Source organism: Brucella cytisi (assembly GCF_038433355.1).
GTDB classification, from domain to species: Bacteria; Pseudomonadota; Alphaproteobacteria; order Rhizobiales; family Rhizobiaceae; genus Brucella; species Brucella cytisi.
This window is the reverse complement of record NZ_JBCAUP010000001.1, coordinates 448,510-465,138: the sequence shown is the minus strand read 5'-3', so window position 1 is coordinate 465,138 and position 16,629 is coordinate 448,510. Positions and strand designations below refer to the sequence as shown.

Sequence of the window (16,629 nt, the reverse complement as noted above, 5' to 3'; positions counted from 1 at the left end):
AGAGCCTGAATCATAATGAACGTAACGATATCAGGCTCTTGCGATCCTTCGGGTGAGGAAGCGGATATTTGCGATGTAGATCCACGCTTCAGAGGAAGCGATGGTTTTCTCGAAGTCCTTGGTCAGTCTGCGACACCGTCCCAGCCATGCAAATGTGCGTTCGACAACCCATCGACGCGGGAGTAGTTGGAAACCTTCAGCGCGATCAGACCGCTTGACGATTTCCAGTGTAAACCTCCCGACCTTTTCCAGCCTGCCTTTGAGCTTTGGTCCTGCGTATCCGCCGTCAGCAAAGATATGCCGCAACCACGGCCAACGTTTGAGAATGGTTTTCAAGACATCCGGCGCGCCGTCTCTGTCCTGAATGCCCGCAGAATGGATCACGAGACCAACCATCAGGCCGAGAGTATCAACCACAATATGACGTTTGCGACCGTTGATCTTCTTCCCCGCATCAAAACCTCGTATTCCGCCGCTTTCCGTGGTTTTCACCGACTGGCTATCGATCACACCAGCCGTGGGGCTGGGCTGCTTGTCGGCCTGTTCACGCGCAATCATCACAAGTGTGTTGTTGATGGTCCGCAGCATGCCATCATCTCTCCAGCGGTAGAAATATTTCTGCACCGTGGAGAATGGTGGGAATTCAGTAGGCAAAAGCCGCCACGCACCGCCCGAAGAAGCTATATAAAGAAGCGCGTTCACCACTTCTCGCAGGTTTGTCTTTCGAGGGCGACCGAGATGTCGTGGCAAAGGCATCAGCGGTTCGAGCACAGACCATTCCGCATCCGTTAAATCGCTTGCATAACGCGAATTGCGACGCTCATACTGTCGGCGAGCGGTTTCAGTCCAGGCCATCGTGATCTCCATCGTATGTCAGAAATCCGATTGAATCATAACCTGCTGAAATCGCTCAACCCTTTTTGGAACAGGCTCTAAGGCTGTGGCCTTTCTTGTTATGTGCAGGCTGAAGGACAGAAGAGATCATTCTTTGATTTGTTCCGTCATTCACGGTTCTGATATGCGGGTCGCCCCGGTTTTGGGCCGGGAAGATCCGTTTTAAATAAAGAAACCTTATTGGCAGGTTCGCATGAATGCGACTCGCGGCGAATGCAGTTTTTTCAATGAATTATTATACTTATAAAGAGCGGCGGCTTTTCGTTTTGGAAAGCCGCCGTTGTTTTATCAAGGATATTGGGCGCCGGTGACTGTGAGATAGACCGCATAAAGCGACTTCGTTGCTGTGATGAACAGCCGATTGCGGCGTGGACCGCCGAAAGTCACATTGGCCACCGTTTGCGGCGTCCTGATCTTGCCGAGAAGCGCCCCTTCCGGCGAAAAGCAGTGCACGCCATCACCAGCACTGGTCCATAGATTGCCGTCCGTATCGAAACGAAAACCGTCCGGCAGGCCCATGTCGATGGTGCAGAATACGGCGCCGCTGGTAATCCGCTTGCCGTCGTCCACAACATCGAAGACACGGATGTGGCGCGGCGCGTTGTCATCGTGGCTATAGGCGCTGTCGGCGACGTAGAGTTTTGTTTCGTCCGGCGAAAAAGCCAGCCCGTTCGGCTGGTGGAAGTCAGTTACGACCGCATCGATCTCGCCGGTCTTGGGATCCAGGCGATAGACATTGCGCGACGGCTGTTCCGGTTCGGCCTTGTAGCCTTCATAATCCGCCATAATGCCGTAGGTGGGATCGGTGAACCAGATTGTTCCATCCGAGCGCACGATAACGTCGTTAGGCGCATTGAGCTTCTTGCCCTGATAGCTGTCCGCCAGCACAGTGATGCTGCCATCTGGTTCCGTGCGGGTGACGCGGCGACCGCCATGCTCGCAGGTGACGAGGCGTCCTTCACGATCACGGGTGTTGCCGTTGGAGAAATTGGAGGGCTGGCGGAACACTGAAACGCCGCCATCTGGGACCCAGCGCAGGATGCGCTGGTTCGGAATGTCGCTCCACAATAGGCAGTTCTGGTCACCAAACCACACCGGGCCTTCCGCCCAGCGGCAACCGCTATAAAGTTCGTCCAGATCGGCGCTCGGCACGATCATCTGCTTGAAGCGTTCGTCGTGGATTTCGTAAATCGAAACAGTCTGAGACAAGGAAGATACTCCGAAGATAATTAGCGCTCGGCGCGTCGACCACTGGCGAGGATGATCACCGCAATGATGGTGAGGCCAGTCAGGACAAGACGGACACCGGCGCCGAAGCCGTAGGTGTTGAGCATCGAAACTATGAGGAACATGAAGAGGGCGGCACCCCAAATACCAGGGATGTTGGAATCACCGCCTGCAACCGCCGTGCCGCCGATGATGACGACGGCAATCGACATCAAAAGATATTCCGCGCCCATGTTCAGCGCTGCACCGCCCGAGAAGCAGGCAAGCAGAAAGCCGCAGAGCGAAGCGAGCACTGCACAGAGCAGATAGGTGATGAAGCGGGTGCCATCGACCGGAACGCCCGCCATACGCGCAGCGAAAGGACTCTGGCCAATTGCCGAAATCCAGCGTCCATAGATGCTCTTCTTCAACAGTACCCAGCCAATGACTGACAGGATCAGCGCCACGAGGGCGACATTAGGAAGACCGAACGTGGAGGATGTCGTGAACTGCGCTAGGCTTTCTGGCGGTTTCACGCGCAGGCCGCGATTGCTCCAGATGGCAGTGGACTGGATCAGGAAGCTCATCGACAAGGTGGCGATGATGGGCGGAATGCGTAGAAGCTTGATCAGCGCATAATTGCAGATGCCAATAGCAACACCAACCAGAATAGCAACACTAAGCCCCGCCAGCACCATGCCGTCCTGCGTATCCATGAGCTTGAGCGCCAGTGTTGCGGCAAGCGTCATGTTGGCCGGGACAGACAGATCGATATTGCCCGGGCCGAGCGTGATGACGAACATCTGGCCGAGGCCGACAATCACCGAAAAGGACGCGAAAGTGAAAGCTGCGTGGGAAAGCCCGTGCGCGCCAGCGCCGCCGGTAAAGAGGATGGTGATGATCCAGACGACGGCAGTGGCGATGAACGACCATATCCACGGACGGTTGGTCAGGATGGTGAGACCGCTCATTGCTTTTTCTCCCTCTTTTCGAGGCGATTGAGGAAGAGGCGCAATGCCAGCACGACGATGAGAATGCCGCCTTGCGCACCGATCTGCCAGTCCGGCGAAATGCGCATGAAGGATAGGAAGGATCCGGCAAGCGTCAGCGTCAGCGCGCCGATGACGGCTCCGATAGGCGATACGCGTCCGCCGACGAATTCACCACCACCGAGAATAACGCCTGCGATAGACAGAAGCGTATAACGTAACGCGATATTGGCATCGGCCGATGTGGTGAGACCGACGAGTGCGATACCTGCAAGCACTGCGAAGAAGGCCGCCAGTGCATAGGTTCCGGCGCGGATCATGGTCACAGACCAGCCCGCACGTTCTATGGAACGGCTGTTACCGCCCGCGCCACGCATCAGCACGCCGAAGGTCGAGCGCATGACGATGAAATGCGTGACGACCGCGATCAGGATGCTGGCGACAATGGCCATCGGCATGAAAGGCGGCTTGGCGGTCATGATCCAGCGCGCCCAGTCCGGCGCCTGTCCGCCGGGCGAGGGTAGCAGCAGAACGGCAAACCCGCCCCAGACGAAGCTCATGCCAAGCGTGACGACGATGGAAGGCAGATTGCGCAGGTGGATCAGTGCGCCAAGCGCCGCATAAGATGCAATGGCGGCGGCAAGGATCAGCACTCCGATGACGGGCGCAGTGTTGAGATAGGTCGCAGCAACACAGACCACGAAACTCACGAAGGTGCCCATCGAGAGGTCGAGGTCGTTGACAGCCATGATGAGCATCTGTGCGATGGTTGCCAATGCGATAGGGACGGCCAGATTGAACAGCAGGTTCAGCCCCGTATAACTCATGGCGCGCGGCTGAATGTAGAAGACAGCGGCAAGCAGCAGAACCAGCGAGAAAACCGGCGTCAGCAGGCGGATGGAGGAAGAGGAAAGGCGCATTATTCGTGACCTCCCTCAAATGATGCTGCAAGCACGTTCTTTTCCGTAATGTCTTCGCCGATCAGTTCCGCAACGATAGCGCCGTCGCGGAAAACATAGACACGGTCGCAAAGTTCGATTTCGTCCATTTCGGTGGAGTACCAGACGAATATGCGTCCGTTTTCGGCCTCATGGCGCAGGATTTCATAGACTTCCTGCTTGGTGCCGACATCGACGCCACGCATGGGATCGTCCATCAAAATAGTGTTGGCGCTGGTTGCCAGTGCGCGGGCGAAAAGCACTTTCTGCTGGTTGCCACCCGACAGTGACAGGATGCGGTTACCCATATCCGGCGTGCGTATCTGGATGCGGTCTTTCCAGCCGCTGCCGAGGACATCTTCCCGCTTCTGCTCCACGAGTTTCAGCGACGACAGCCGGTCCAGCGAGCCGATGGTGAGATTGTGCAGGATGCTCCACAGCGGGAAGGTGCCGTTGAGGCTGCGGTCGCCCGCAACGAAGGCGATTTCGCAATTGCGTGCCGGAACCCAGTTCGGCCGCCGTGCATAGTAGAGATCGAGCAGCATCCTGGTCTGTCCGTGTCCGGCCAGCCCGGCGAGGCCGATGACTTCTCCCTTGAATGCCTGAAACGGCTTGATGTCTCTGGCGCGCTTGGCGAGAGACAGAACGGGCGTGCTGCTTGTATCGGTCTTTGCAACGCGGCGTGCGGCCTTTTCGCGCTCGACGCTGCCCATGGCTTCGACAAGACTGCGATTGGTGAAATCGCCCGCAGCGCGGTTGGCGACGACCTTGCCGTCCTTCATCACCACGATGCGGTCGGAGGTTGAGAGGATTTCACCCAACATATGCGAAATCAGGATAACGGCGCCGCCGGTGCCGACGAAACGGCGCACATAGGCCATGAGCTGCGCGGCGATGCCTGCATCAAGCGATGAGGTCGGCTCATCGAGAATAACCAGTTTTGGCGCAGTGCCGGGCGCAGTAAAGTTGACGGCGATTTCGACCATCTGCCGCTCGGCGATGGAAAGCTCGTCGATGGTGGCGCCGCTGTCGATCTTGTGACCGGGGAAAATCTCGTCGAGCTTTTTGGAAATCAGTTCGACGGCCTTGCCGCGCCAGCCAGCGCCGGTCAGATCGCGCTGCATGATGCGGACATTTTCGGCAATGGTCAGGTTCGGAAACAGCGACAATTCCTGAAAGACGCAGCGCACACCGTGCTTGCGCGCCATCGCTACGCCGTATCCTGCTTCCTCATGATAGGAAACGCTGCCTTCATGTGGCGACAGCCCGCCATTGATGACATTGACGATGGTGGATTTGCCCGCGCCATTGTGGCCGACCAGCCCGACGCATTCACCTTCGCGGATCACGAGCTCGGCGCCATCCAGTGCTTTCACCGCACCGAACTGCACGCGAATACTGCGCGCGGCGACGACCTCCCGTTTCTCTGCTGTTTCTGTCATACGCTCAACTAACTGCTGGAAATGCTGAAGAATAGACAATGGAAATGGGCGGGAACGAAACCCGCCCCAATCGCTCGATTATGTGAGGCCCGGCTTACTTGGCCGCGTCGATAACCTTCTGCGCGTCTTCCAGCGAATATTCGACATTGGCGACGCCACCCTTCTGGGTGTTGGCCAGATCCTTGTCGAGCGATTCCTGGCTGACGCTGAGGAACGGAACCACGAGGTCCTTCTTCACGTCCTTGCCGTCGAGAATCTGCTGGGCAACCCAGAAAGCAAGCGTGGAAACGCCGGGCGCAATCGAAACCGACATGGTTTCATAGCCGTTGGCGTCCTTCTGTTGCTTCCACCACTGCAGCTCGTCTTCACGGTTGCCCATGATGATGATCGGCGTTTCGCGCTTGGCGGCGGCGAAGGCCTGCGCAGCGCCATAGCCGTCGCCGCCCTGCGTCACGACTGCGTCGATTTTCGGCAGGCTTGGGAGGATGCCGGCGACGGCACGCTGTGCGACGTCTGCCGCCCAGTCGCCATTGACGGAGCCGACGATCTTGAATTTCGGATGCTTCTTCACGCCTTCTTCGATGCCGGCATGGATATTGTCATCGACCGAAACACCGGCAAGGCCGCGGATTTCAAGCAGGTTGCCGCCATCGGGGAAGCGCTTTGCGAGATAGTCGATCTGGCCTTCGCCCATTGCCTTGAAATCGACCGCGATGCGCCATGCGCAAGGCTCCGTGACGGTGCCGTCAAAGGAAACGACCGTGATGCCCGCATCGCAGGCTTCCTTGATTGCACCGTTCAAAGCGGTTGGCGAAGCGGCATTGATGACGATGGCGTCATAGCCCTGCAGGATCATGTTCTGGATCTGTGCGGCCTGTTCTGTGGCCTGATTTTCAGCCGTCGTGAACGGATCAGCCGCAGCGACCACACCGGCCTTCACGGCTTCCTTGGTAATCTTGTCCCAGCTTTGCAGCATGGCTTGGCGCCACGAATTGCCAGCATAATTGTTGGAGAATGCAATCTTCTTCGACGATGTGTCGGCCATCGCGCTGCCAACGGCGAGAACGCCTGCCAGTGCTGCGGATGCGAAAAGGATTCTTGCGAGTTTCATTCTTTCCTCCCGGTTGCCAGTGTACGACCCGCAGCGCCCCGGCACTTCGGATCGTCTGAATTGATTATGATGCGAGCCTCCCGCACCGCCGCTCCTCAACGGCACCAGTCTGCACCTGACGCGATTTTACGCTCTTGTCTTGCGGGCAATTTTCTGGTGAAGCGAGGATGAAAGAAGAGAAGCCTTCTGTGAAGGCCGAATGAAGCAACTGTCTTGCGGGTTCCTGCAGCAAAATTGCGGGAACCCGCAAGACGCGCCGAGGATGTGACGGCGTATTATAGTGCTTCATGAGCAATTTGCGTTTGGAGGAGAAACGCTTGGCCGAACTCGTGCCCCAGAGGTTGCTCGACCACTATCTGAATATTTCCAGATTGCTGGCGGGACAACTCGACTTCGATTCCATTATTCAGGCGGTGGCGGCGGAAATCACGCATATCGTGCCCTATGATCATCTGGACGTTTGCATCAAGATGGTCGATGGCAAGTTCCACATCGCCTATGAGAGCGGCATATCGACGGCCTGGAGTCGTAATCCTCCCGCCCTGTTGTCGGGCAGTCCCATTCGAACGGTGCTCTCCGGCGAAGTCGATCATCTTCTGACCGACGATGCGCGCACCGACCAGCGTTTTCACTTTGAAGGTTCCTTTTCCAGTCCGATCATCGAGCATGATCTGAAAGGCCGCCTGCATGTGCCCTTGAAGGCGCAGGGCGATATTATCGGCGCGCTCAGCTGCTCCAGTCTCGCGCCCGCCTGCTACACTGTGCGGGACGTGGAAAACGCCCAGTCGATTGCCGATCTCCTTGCACCATACTTTTTTGCGATCCGCGCGGCGGAACAGGCCAAGCGTTCCGCTATCGTGGAAACGGAAGCGCGCGCTCGCGAGGAAGGCTTGCGTTTCGGCGCGTTGAAGCTGACCGAAGCGCTGGAGACAGAGCGCCATCGCATCGGTATGGATTTGCATGACCAGACGCTGGCCGACCTGACACGCCTTGCGCGTCACGTGGAGCGGCTTACCCATGCAGCGGACCTCTCGGGCGAGCAGCTTGAACCGCTGTTTCGCGGGCTGCAGCATTGCATGCACGATCTCAGGCAAATCATTGAAGAAGCTAAGCCTTCAATTCTTCAGCTGTTCGGTTTTGTGCAAGCGACGGAAAATCATCTTGACCGTTCGGTGCGCGACAGTGGATCGTCCATCGAGTGGACGCTGGACGACCGCAGCGACGGCATGGCCGATCAGTTGGAGGAAACGGTTGCGACTTCGCTGTTCCGCATCGTGCAGGAAGCGATCAACAATACGATCCGCCATGCTCATGCCAGCCGGTTGCGGGTTACGTTTCGCGACAAGGGCGGTCGCCTGCACGTCGAAGTCGCAGACAATGGCATCGGCATGGATCGCCAGATGCAACGTTCCAGTGACGGGCATGGTGTCGGACATGGGATCGACAATATGCGCACGCGCGCGCGGTTGATTTCTGCAAGTTTTGCTATCAGGAAAAATGGGGAAGGCGGTGGCACCAGCGTGACGATCCATCTGCCTGTGGAAATGTGCCGGGAGGAGGGAGGGTAAAATGCATGTTCTGATCGTGGAAGATGATCCATTGCATCGCGCCTATCTCGGCGAGGCTGTGCGTGCGGCATTGCCTGAATGCAGTGATGTGCTGGAAGCCGACAACGGCTCGGCAGGTGAGAAGCTGGCCCGTCAGCACCGCGCAGCCCATATTGTCATGGACCTGCAGATGAGCGGGCGCAATGGCATTGAGGCCGCCCGCACCATCTGGAAGGAGAATCCTGAAACGCGCATCCTGTTCTGGTCGAACTATGCCGACGAAGCCTATGTGCGCGGTGTGTCGCGCATCGTACCGGAAGGGGCAGCTTATGGCTATGTGCTGAAATCGGCGTCCGATGACAAGCTGCGGCTGGCATTGCGCAGCATCTTTGTCGAAGCACAATGCGTCATCGACCGCGAGGTGCGCGGCCTGCAGCAAAAGAGCCTCGGTCATGCCAGCGGTTTCAGCGAAAGTGAATATGAAATTCTGGTCGATATTGCGCTGGGGCTTACGGATCGCGTTATTGCGCGCCGCCGCAATCTTTCGCTGAGAAGCGTCCAGAACAGATTGCAGCAACTCTATGAAAAACTTGGCGTTTATCAGGAAAAAGGTGAGCCGGAGGAAGGGCGTTTCAACCTCCGGGCTCGTGCCGTGACGGTAGCGCTTTTACGCAAACTACTGAATTACAGTGCGCTGGAACGCGCAGAAATCGAGCTGAACGAATGGCTTAGCCGACAGCTGCCTTCAAACGGCTCTGTGCGAGATTGAGGCCGAGTTCCGACGCACGGGCGATGATCGGCGCGAATCGACGCCGCTTCTTTTCGTCATGGTTGGAAGCAATGTCTGCGATGCGATGCTTGAGGAAGGGGTTGAGAAACCGCTCCCGCACCGAAGCCACGTAAGCTTCGGCCTGTTCGCCAAGGCCGTCTGCAGCAAATACCGGCAGGACTTCCTCGTGCCAGACCGCTTCCAGTTCATTCCGGATCGTTTCGTCCTGCATGGCTTCCAGTACGATCTCGTCTTTCGGACGGCTGCCCTTGAGCCATTGTTCCGCGATGAATGTGTGGCCAAGGTTGAGCAAGTAGAGTTTCAAATGCTCATAGCGTGCAAGATCGTCGGTGACGACGATATCTTCGTGTTCGCAGGGAAGCGTAAGGCCATCGGCCTTCTCGATTGCCCAGAGCGCATAGGGCTCGGCGATGGCGCCGATTGGCTCGATGGGTTCGGAAACGATGCGGTCGACAAGGCTGTTGGCAAAAATGCATCGGGTTTCGAGCCATTGCACGAAACCGTCCGGCAGTTTCCAGTTATGCGCAAGGTCGATGAGGATCGAGCGCAACCTGTCGCCATTGCGCGAGATCAGCTCACAGGGAAACAGCGACAATGGCGCATCGGGATTGTGCTGCCAGCGGTGATGTAGAAGCACCAGAAGTTTGGCTGGAAAACTCTTCGGCAAAGCATCCGGGTTCGCAAGAAGCGAGCTGTCATCGCTTCTGTCGAGTTCGTAGCCCTTGTCGCCGGTGTTGGAGAGGATCACATCGACGCTGGCACCGAGGTCGAGAATCGCCGCCCAGTCGTGATGTGCGGAATAGGCAGCGGTAACGCCCTTCGCCTGATGTTCTGTCTCGGATGGCTTGCCGTCGACAAGCCCACGGATCATCACAGGATAGCCGTTGCTTTCGTTCAAAGCCGCGATGCGCTGGCTGCTCTGGGGGTTTGAAGTCGTCTGCACGACGGCAATTGTCCCGATGGCTTTGCCCTTGGAAAGCGCCTCCGAAACAAAGAAATCGACATGAGCCAACAGAAAACGGCTGGTGCCGAACTGCAGGATCGCTTGCTTCTCGCGCATGATCTTCTCCCATAAATCAGTGGTTTTAACTAAGCGATGCAGGGTAAATTGGTCAAGCCAGTAGGATTCTTTATCGAACGATTGGTTCGGTCCCACATGTTGAAATGCGCGATTTGCCGCAATTAACCGGGTTTTTAAGCATATTGCGCTTCTGTCCGGTTGGAAATATGGTAAGGCCAATTCGAGGAGAGGCGGATTTGGGAGCGCTATGAGCGATTTTACGGCAACTGCGGAACCGCGCAGGCTTTATCAGCAGATCGCAGATCGGGTGAGAAGCCTTATCCAGGACGGCCAGTTTCCTGCTGGCAGCAGGCTACCGGCTGAACGCGAGCTGGCGCAGCAACTTGGCGTGTCGCGGCCTTCGCTGCGCGAGGCGCTTATTGCACTCGAAATCGCCGGTAATGTCGAAATCCGCATGGGGTCCGGCATCTATGTCACGGCAGAGTCGGAAAAGCGTTCGCTTTTACATGGCGCTTCCATCGGCGAGAGTCCGCTTGAAATCATGCAGGCGCGCGAAATGGTCGAAGGCAGCGTGGTCGTCACGGCTTGTGCGCGCATGACGCTTGAAAGGCTTGCCGAACTGCGCGCAACGATTGACGCAATGAAGGTGAATGTCGATGCGGGGCGCAAGGCGATTGAGCTCGACAGGCAGTTTCATCTGCTCATTGCCGAGCAATCGGGCAATTCCATGCTGGTGCGCATCGTGCGCGACCTTTTTGACGAGCGGCATAGTCCGCTGACGTCGCATATCAGGACGCGCTTCGAAGATAACGATACATGGGCTCTGGCTTTGGCCGAGCACGAAGCCATCTATGCGGCGCTGGAAGCGAGGGATCCGCTTCAGGCGCAGGCAGCCATGCGAACGCATCTGGACCGGTCCAAGCAGCGTTGGATGGATAATGAACCCAGCGAGTAATTAGCCGGGACGATTTGGGAGTGAGGTCAGACAAATGAATGAATCCGTTGATACAGCGGTTGCGCCGGTTATTCTGCTGCATCCGTCGGATGATGTTGCTGTTGCGCGCATTTCGGTTCGCGCCGGTGATCAGATCGGCCTTGACGGGATCAGGGCCAGCGAACTGATCGGTCGCGGGCATAAGGTTGCCATTCGCGATATTCCGGAAGGCAAGGAAGTCCTGAAATACGGTCAGGTGATCGGCGTTGCAACGAAGGATATCGCTCAGGGCGAGCATGTGCATTTGCAGAACCTCGCCATGCTGCCCTCCGAACACGAGCATCAGTTCTCCATCGATATTGAAGAACGCGGCATGCTGCCGGACGCAGAACGCCGCCATTTCATGGGCTATGACCGGGGCGCTGGCGGTGTCGGCACGCGCAATTTCATTGGGGTGATTTCGTCGGTCAATTGCTCGGCCACGGTGTCGCGTTACATCGCCGATTATTTCAACCGCATGGGCGGTCTCGATGGTTTCGACAATGTCGATGGCGTCGTGGCGCTGACACATGGCAGCGGCTGTGCGCTCAACACCAAGTCGGAAGGCTATCGGCTTTTGACACGCACTATTCAGGGCTATGCCAAGCACCCGAATTTTGGCGGCATCCTGCTGATCGGCCTTGGCTGCGAAACCAACCAGATCGCGCCGATCCTCGAACATTACCGCATGGAAGAAGGCTCGCGCCTTCGCACCATGACGATCCAGCAACATGGCGGTACGCGCAAGACCATCGATCATGCGATAGCAGAAATCAAGGAAATGCTGCCGCTGGTCAATTCGGCGGTGCGCACCAAGCAGCCGCTGTCGAAGTTGAAAGTGGCGCTGGAATGCGGCGGCTCGGATGGCTATTCCGGCATTTCGGCCAATCCGGCATTGGGCTATGCCTCGGACCTTATCGTGCGCAATGGCGGCACGACCGTTCTTTCGGAAACGCCGGAAATCTATGGTGCTGAACATCTTTTGACCCGTCGCGCGGTAACGCCTGCGGTCGCTGAAAAGCTGTTGCAGCGCATCGACTGGTGGCGTGATTATACGGCGCGCAATGGCGACGAACTCAACAACAACCCATCGCATGGCAACAAGCTCGGCGGGCTGACCACCATTCTGGAAAAGTCGCTCGGTGCAGTTGCCAAAGGGGGCTCCATGCCGCTCAAGGCCGTCTATGAGTTTGCCGAAACCGTCACGGAACAGGGTTTCACTTTCATGGATACGCCGGGTTACGATCCCGTCGCGGTGACTGGACAGGTGGCCGGTGGCTGCAACGTGATCTGCTTCACCACGGGCCGTGGTTCGGTTTCCGGTTTCAAACCTTCGCCTTGCATCAAGATCGCCACGAATTCCGAAATGTACGAGCACATGAAGGAAGACATGGACATCAATTGCGGCGGTATCGTCACCGGCGACGAGACCATCGAACAGTCCGGCATCCGCATCTTCGAACATATCATCGCGGTCGCATCCGGCGAGAAGACGTTGAGCGAAGTCTACGACTATGGCGACAACGAATTCGTGCCTTGGCAGGTCGGCGCCGTAACCTGATCCCTTTCTTTAATGACGACTGACAGGAATAATTCGATGGTCAAAGCTCTGCGTATCGAGAGCGAAAACGTCACACGTTTTGCAGAAATCGACGAAGCGCCGTTGCTGGCCGGTCAGATCCGTGTGCGGGTTCGGCACGTGGGTCTCTGCGGCAGCGATCTGAACACCTTCAAGGGACTTAATCCGCTGGTGCAGCTGCCGCGCATTCCTGGGCATGAAATCGGCGGCGAGATCATGGAAGCCGGAGAGGGTGTCAGCGCTGCCTATGTCAAAGGCAAGCGGGTCATCGTGCTACCCTATACGAATTGCGGTGAATGTTCGTCCTGTCGCAAAGGTCGGCTGAATGCGTGCCGTTATAACAAGACGCTCGGCGTGCAGCAAAATGGCGGACTGGCCGACCAGATCGTGCTGCCTGCGGAAAAATTGATCCTCAATGAGACGCTGGCGCCCCGCCATCTGGCGCTGGTCGAGCCGCTTTCGGTTGGCTTCCATGCCGTCGAGCGCGGACGTGTTCAGGCAGGTGATACGGTTGCTGTTCTCGGTTGCGGCATGATCGGTATGGGTGTTCTCATCGGCGCGCTGGCGCGCGGTGCCAAGGTCATCGCCATTGATCCAAGTGCCGAAAAGCGCGAACTCGCACTGCAATTCGGCGCAACGCACGCATTGCCGGGCGGTGAGGATGTCGTCGCTAAGGTTCAGGAACTGACCAACGACGACGGCGTGGATGTTGCTTTCGAAGCGGTCGGCCTGCCGATCACCTTCACGCAGGCTGTTGACCTGGCGGGCTTTGCGGGCCGGGTGGTTTATGTCGGCTATTCCAAGGCACCGGTCACCTATCAGACGCAGTTCTTCAACCTGAAGGAGCTCGACATCATGGGATCACGCAATGCCACGCTCACCGATTTCGAGGCCGTCATTGCGCATCTGGAAAAGCTTGGGGCGGATGCCGACAAGCTGATCTCGAAGGTATTTCCGTTTCATGAAGCTGAAGCGGCACTCCCTTACTGGGATGGCGACCGTAACGTTTTGAAGATCATCATCGAACGCGACTGAAATCGAAGCAAATGCTCCACGTCGGGAAGGAAGACGTGGGGCTGCCACGCATCGATGGAAAATCGCTGCGTAAACTGAAGAAATTAGAGCGTCCTTTATGCGTCCAAATTGGACGCATGGCGCTCTAACGGAGGAAACCGGCCCTAAGGCCAATTGTTTAATGACCCCATATGGGAGGACAAAGATGAAGAAACTCGTTACCGGCATGATCGCCGCCAGCATGCTGCTGGTAGGAAGCATGGCTGCATACGCTGCCAATGTGTCGATCAAGGTTGCCTATGAAAACAACCCCGGCGAGCCTTTCGATGAGGTTATGCATTACTGGAAAGATGATCTTGCCAAGCGCAGCAATGGCGAAATCACGCTCGAACTCTATCCAAGCTCGCAGCTGGGCTCCAAGAAGGACGTGACCGAGCAGGCCATGATGGGGCTCAATGTCGTGACCATTTCCGACGTTGGCTTTCTGGCCGAATATGACCCGGACCTCGGCGTACTCTACGGTCCGTTCCTGACCGATGATCCGGCACAGCTTTTCAAAGTTTATGATGGTCCCTGGTTCAAGGAAAAGAGCGAAGAGCTGAAGAAGAAGGGCATTCACATCGTAATGCCGAACTATCTCTACGGCATTCGTCAGATCATTTCCAAGAAGCCGATCCGTACGCCTGAAGATTTGAAGGGCATGAAGATTCGCGTGCCGAACAACGTCATGCAGATCAAGACTTTCGAAGCCATGGGCGCAACGCCAACCCCGATGCCGCTGGGCGAAACCTTCCCGGCGCTGGCGCAGGGCGTGATTGATGGCGTTGAGAACCCGATCTCGGTTCTTTACGGCCAGAAGTTCCAGGAAGAAGCCAAATATCTGAGCAAGGTCGGCTATCTGACCAACGTTGCTCTGATTGTCGGCGGCGAAGCCTTCTTCTCCACGCTGCCGGAAGATCAGCTCAAGATGATCCATGAGTCCGCTTACGATGCGGGTCTCTATAGCCAGAAGCTGACGATCGAAAAAGACAATGAAATGATCGAGAAGATGAAGGAAGCTGGTGTCGAGGTCATTGATGTCGACCGCGCTCCTTTCAAGGCACTTGCTGAAAAGGTCTACACCCAGTTCCCGGAATGGTCGCCGGGCCTTTACGACAAGATCAAAGCCGAACTGAACTGATCCATCCCTATTCGGATATCACCATGTCGCGGCGTTGCTGCGGCATGGTTCGCTCATGGAATTCAATCCGATGAAACTGTTTGAAAAACTGATCGAATGGCTGGCTGCCGTGCCGCTGTTCATCCTGCTTGCGATGTTCAACATCGCCGTCGTCATGCGCTATTGGATGCATCAGCCATTACAATGGACCGAGGAAATGGCCGGTCTGTTGATGATCTGGATCGTGATGCTTGGCAGTGTCGCCGCAGAACGCAGCAACCAGCATCTTGCCATTCCGATGCTCGTGGATCTGCTGTCGGAAAAGGTGCGCGATGTCGTCAACGCCATCGTCTCCATCCTGTCGGGACTGTTCCTGCTTTACGTGTCCTATGCCGGTTACAAGCTTTCGGTCACGGCTCAGTTCAAAGTGACTGACGTGCTGCGAGTCTCCTATTACTGGATCGATATCGCTGTGCCGGTCGGCTTCGTCATTATCGCTCTTTATATGTTTGCAGGCGCATTCAAATCCTTGCGCGCCGCTTTTGCGGGAGGCAAGGCATGAACCTGACAACCATCGTTCTTATCATGCTGGCGCTGATCGCGCTCAATATGCGCCTCTATGTGGCCATTTTGATTGCGGTCTTCACCTATTTCACCTTTTTCAACCAGATGCCGATAGCGATTGCCGTGCAGCGCTTCATCAGCCCGGCACAGAACACGTCGCTGCTTGCCATTCCGTTCTTCATCATGCTTGGTACGGTGATGTCGCATACCGGCATTGCAGAACGTCTGATCAAGGTCGCGGAAATTCTGGTCGGTCGTATGCGCGGCGGCATGGCACTCACCAACATCATGGTTTCCACCCTGATGGGTGGCGTCAGCGCTTCCAATCTGGCCGACAGCGCCATGCTCACCCGCATGATGGTGCCGGAAATGGTCAAGCGCGGCTATGACAAGGCGTTTTCCTGCGCGGTGACAGCTGCAGGCTCGCTGATTACGCCGATCATTCCTCCGGGTATCGCGCTCATCATCTATGGCCTGATTGCGGATGTTTCCATCGGCAAGATGTTCATGGCCGGTGTCATTCCGGGTATTCTCGGCGCCGTTATCCTGATGATTGCGGCCTATGTTACATCGGTGAAGCGCGGCTACAAGCCAAGCCGTGAAAAGCGGATGAGCGGAGCCGAAGTTGCCTCGACGCTTGCTTCGGCATGGCCTGCGGTGCTGCTGCTGTTCGCGATCATCGGCGGCATCCGCATGAACATCTTCACCCCGACGGAAGCCGGTGCAGTTGCTGTTACGCTGGTTCTGATTATCGGCTTCGTGATCTATCGCGAAATGCGCATCTCGCATGTGGTGGATTCGCTGATCGAAACAGCGAAATCGACCGCGTCCGTCATGCTGGTCATCATGGCATCATCAGCGCTCGCATGGGTGTTTTCGCTTGAACAGGCCGGCCAGTCGCTGATGCAGCTGATCTCGTCCTTCACCAGCAATCCTTATGCGTTCCTGCTGGCAGTCAACGTGATCCTGCTGATCCTCGGCGCGCTGATCGAGGGCACGGCCCTGATGATCGTTCTGGTGCCGCTTCTGATGCCGACGGTAAAGGCTCTGGGCATTGATCCTGTGCATTTCGGTATCATCGTGATTATCAACCTGTCGATTGGCACGCTGACACCGCCTGTCGGAACGGTCATGCTGATGGTCTGCAATATTGCGAAGGTGAGGGTGGGAGATTTCACCCGCCAGGCATTCAGCATGTATATGGCGCTGTTCATCCTGCTGGCGCTGGTAACTTACGTGCCGATTATCTCAACCTATCTGGCTCATTAGAGCATTTCCAGCAAAAGTGCGAAGCGGTTTTGCGTAGGATAATGCGTAAAAACAAAGAGATAAAGCATTTCCAATGTTTCAATTTAAACCGGAAATGCTCAAAAAAAGCGCGGGAATTTCCCGCGCTTTTTCA

General features: G+C 56.6%; 15 protein-coding genes. 8 read left to right on the top strand and 7 right to left on the bottom strand.

The window, feature by feature from the left end; translation table 11 throughout:
- Nucleotides 1-30: 30 nt before the first annotated feature.
- From AAE521_RS02190 to AAE521_RS02165, 6 genes are all read right to left on the bottom strand, one after another.
- Complete coding sequence (locus AAE521_RS02190) at nt 31-855, bottom strand: IS5 family transposase (protein WP_342060385.1); 825 nt, start codon at nt 853-855, stop codon at nt 31-33.
- Between the two features lie 327 nt (nt 856-1,182).
- The gene (locus AAE521_RS02185; RefSeq protein WP_342060393.1) at nt 1,183-2,052 is read right to left on the bottom strand and encodes an SMP-30/gluconolactonase/LRE family protein; all 870 of its coding nucleotides are present in this window, start codon (nt 2,050-2,052) and stop codon (nt 1,183-1,185) included.
- A gap of 71 nt (nt 2,053-2,123) precedes the next feature.
- Nucleotides 2,124-3,071 carry an ABC transporter permease gene (locus tag AAE521_RS02180; protein WP_342060384.1) on the bottom strand — a complete coding sequence of 316 codons (948 nt, stop codon included), beginning with the start codon at nt 3,069-3,071 and terminating at the stop codon, nt 2,124-2,126.
- The gene (locus AAE521_RS02175) at nt 3,068-4,009 is read right to left on the bottom strand and encodes an ABC transporter permease (protein ID WP_342060383.1); all 942 of its coding nucleotides are present in this window, start codon (nt 4,007-4,009) and stop codon (nt 3,068-3,070) included. The genes AAE521_RS02180 and AAE521_RS02175 overlap by 4 nt, the downstream gene beginning before the upstream one ends.
- Nucleotides 4,009-5,469 carry an ATP-binding cassette domain-containing protein gene (locus AAE521_RS02170; RefSeq protein WP_342060382.1) on the bottom strand — a complete coding sequence of 487 codons (1,461 nt, stop codon included), beginning with the start codon at nt 5,467-5,469 and terminating at the stop codon, nt 4,009-4,011. The genes AAE521_RS02175 and AAE521_RS02170 overlap by 1 nt, the downstream gene beginning before the upstream one ends.
- A 94-nt stretch (nt 5,470-5,563) precedes the next feature.
- The gene (locus AAE521_RS02165) at nt 5,564-6,580 is read right to left on the bottom strand and encodes an ABC transporter substrate-binding protein (protein WP_342060381.1); all 1,017 of its coding nucleotides are present in this window, start codon (nt 6,578-6,580) and stop codon (nt 5,564-5,566) included.
- Nucleotides 6,581-6,897: 317 nt separating this feature from the next.
- On the opposite strand from AAE521_RS02165, the gene AAE521_RS02160 reads away from it, so the two are divergent.
- On the top strand, nt 6,898-8,148 hold the full coding sequence (locus AAE521_RS02160) for a GAF domain-containing sensor histidine kinase (protein WP_342060380.1): 1,251 nt from the start codon (nt 6,898-6,900) through the stop codon (nt 8,146-8,148).
- Between the two features lies 1 nt (nt 8,149).
- Nucleotides 8,150-8,896 carry a response regulator transcription factor gene (locus tag AAE521_RS02155; protein ID WP_010659092.1) on the top strand — a complete coding sequence of 249 codons (747 nt, stop codon included), beginning with the start codon at nt 8,150-8,152 and terminating at the stop codon, nt 8,894-8,896.
- Here the strand turns inward: AAE521_RS02155 and AAE521_RS02150 are convergent.
- Nucleotides 8,856-9,977 (bottom strand): mannitol dehydrogenase family protein, encoded by a 1,122-nt coding sequence (locus AAE521_RS02150; RefSeq protein ID WP_342060379.1) that lies wholly within the window; start codon nt 9,975-9,977, stop codon nt 8,856-8,858. The two genes, AAE521_RS02155 and AAE521_RS02150, sit on opposite strands and share 41 nt — an antisense overlap.
- 208 nt (nt 9,978-10,185) lie before the next feature.
- On the opposite strand from AAE521_RS02150, the gene AAE521_RS02145 reads away from it, so the two are divergent.
- The 6 genes from AAE521_RS02145 to AAE521_RS02120 all read left to right on the top strand — a co-directional run bounded on the left by AAE521_RS02145 (nt 10,186) and on the right by AAE521_RS02120 (nt 16,496).
- On the top strand, nt 10,186-10,893 hold the full coding sequence (locus AAE521_RS02145) for a FadR/GntR family transcriptional regulator (protein ID WP_342060378.1): 708 nt from the start codon (nt 10,186-10,188) through the stop codon (nt 10,891-10,893).
- A 34-nt stretch (nt 10,894-10,927) separates the two neighbouring features.
- Entirely contained in the window at nt 10,928-12,472 is a 1,545-nt protein-coding gene (locus tag AAE521_RS02140; RefSeq protein ID WP_342060377.1) for a UxaA family hydrolase, read from the top strand.
- Between the two features lie 36 nt (nt 12,473-12,508).
- The gene (locus AAE521_RS02135; RefSeq protein ID WP_342060376.1) at nt 12,509-13,525 is read left to right on the top strand and encodes a zinc-binding alcohol dehydrogenase family protein; all 1,017 of its coding nucleotides are present in this window, start codon (nt 12,509-12,511) and stop codon (nt 13,523-13,525) included.
- 184 nt (nt 13,526-13,709) lie between these two features.
- Nucleotides 13,710-14,684 carry a C4-dicarboxylate TRAP transporter substrate-binding protein gene (locus tag AAE521_RS02130; RefSeq protein WP_071631316.1) on the top strand — a complete coding sequence of 325 codons (975 nt, stop codon included), beginning with the start codon at nt 13,710-13,712 and terminating at the stop codon, nt 14,682-14,684.
- Between the two features lie 70 nt (nt 14,685-14,754).
- Nucleotides 14,755-15,225 carry a TRAP transporter small permease gene (locus AAE521_RS02125; protein WP_342060375.1) on the top strand — a complete coding sequence of 157 codons (471 nt, stop codon included), beginning with the start codon at nt 14,755-14,757 and terminating at the stop codon, nt 15,223-15,225.
- Nucleotides 15,222-16,496 (top strand): TRAP transporter large permease, encoded by a 1,275-nt coding sequence (locus AAE521_RS02120; RefSeq protein ID WP_071631318.1) that lies wholly within the window; start codon nt 15,222-15,224, stop codon nt 16,494-16,496. Before AAE521_RS02125 ends, AAE521_RS02120 begins: the two co-directional genes overlap by 4 nt.
- Nucleotides 16,497-16,629: the final 133 nt, after the last annotated feature.

What these genes read in the sequence shown, in the direction of transcription:
- AAE521_RS02170 (WP_342060382.1), bottom strand. Translation starts at nt 5,469, where the DNA reads ATGACAGAAACAGCAGAGAAACGGGAGGTCGTCGCCGCGCGCAGTATT.
- AAE521_RS02165 (WP_342060381.1), bottom strand. Translation starts at nt 6,580, where the DNA reads ATGAAACTCGCAAGAATCCTTTTCGCATCCGCAGCACTGGCAGGCGTT.
- AAE521_RS02120 (WP_071631318.1), top strand. Translation starts at nt 15,222, where the DNA reads ATGAACCTGACAACCATCGTTCTTATCATGCTGGCGCTGATCGCGCTC.
- AAE521_RS02175 (WP_342060383.1), bottom strand. Translation starts at nt 4,009, where the DNA reads ATGCGCCTTTCCTCTTCCTCCATCCGCCTGCTGACGCCGGTTTTCTCG.
- AAE521_RS02140 (WP_342060377.1), top strand. Translation starts at nt 10,928, where the DNA reads ATGAATGAATCCGTTGATACAGCGGTTGCGCCGGTTATTCTGCTGCAT.
- AAE521_RS02125 (WP_342060375.1), top strand. Translation starts at nt 14,755, where the DNA reads ATGAAACTGTTTGAAAAACTGATCGAATGGCTGGCTGCCGTGCCGCTG.
- AAE521_RS02135 (WP_342060376.1), top strand. Translation starts at nt 12,509, where the DNA reads ATGGTCAAAGCTCTGCGTATCGAGAGCGAAAACGTCACACGTTTTGCA.
- AAE521_RS02150 (WP_342060379.1), bottom strand. Translation starts at nt 9,977, where the DNA reads ATGCGCGAGAAGCAAGCGATCCTGCAGTTCGGCACCAGCCGTTTTCTG.
- AAE521_RS02180 (WP_342060384.1), bottom strand. Translation starts at nt 3,071, where the DNA reads ATGAGCGGTCTCACCATCCTGACCAACCGTCCGTGGATATGGTCGTTC.
- AAE521_RS02145 (WP_342060378.1), top strand. Translation starts at nt 10,186, where the DNA reads ATGAGCGATTTTACGGCAACTGCGGAACCGCGCAGGCTTTATCAGCAG.
- AAE521_RS02130 (WP_071631316.1), top strand. Translation starts at nt 13,710, where the DNA reads ATGAAGAAACTCGTTACCGGCATGATCGCCGCCAGCATGCTGCTGGTA.
- AAE521_RS02155 (WP_010659092.1), top strand. Translation starts at nt 8,150, where the DNA reads ATGCATGTTCTGATCGTGGAAGATGATCCATTGCATCGCGCCTATCTC.
- AAE521_RS02185 (WP_342060393.1), bottom strand. Translation starts at nt 2,052, where the DNA reads ATGATCGTGCCGAGCGCCGATCTGGACGAACTTTATAGCGGTTGCCGC.
- AAE521_RS02190 (WP_342060385.1), bottom strand. Translation starts at nt 855, where the DNA reads ATGGCCTGGACTGAAACCGCTCGCCGACAGTATGAGCGTCGCAATTCG.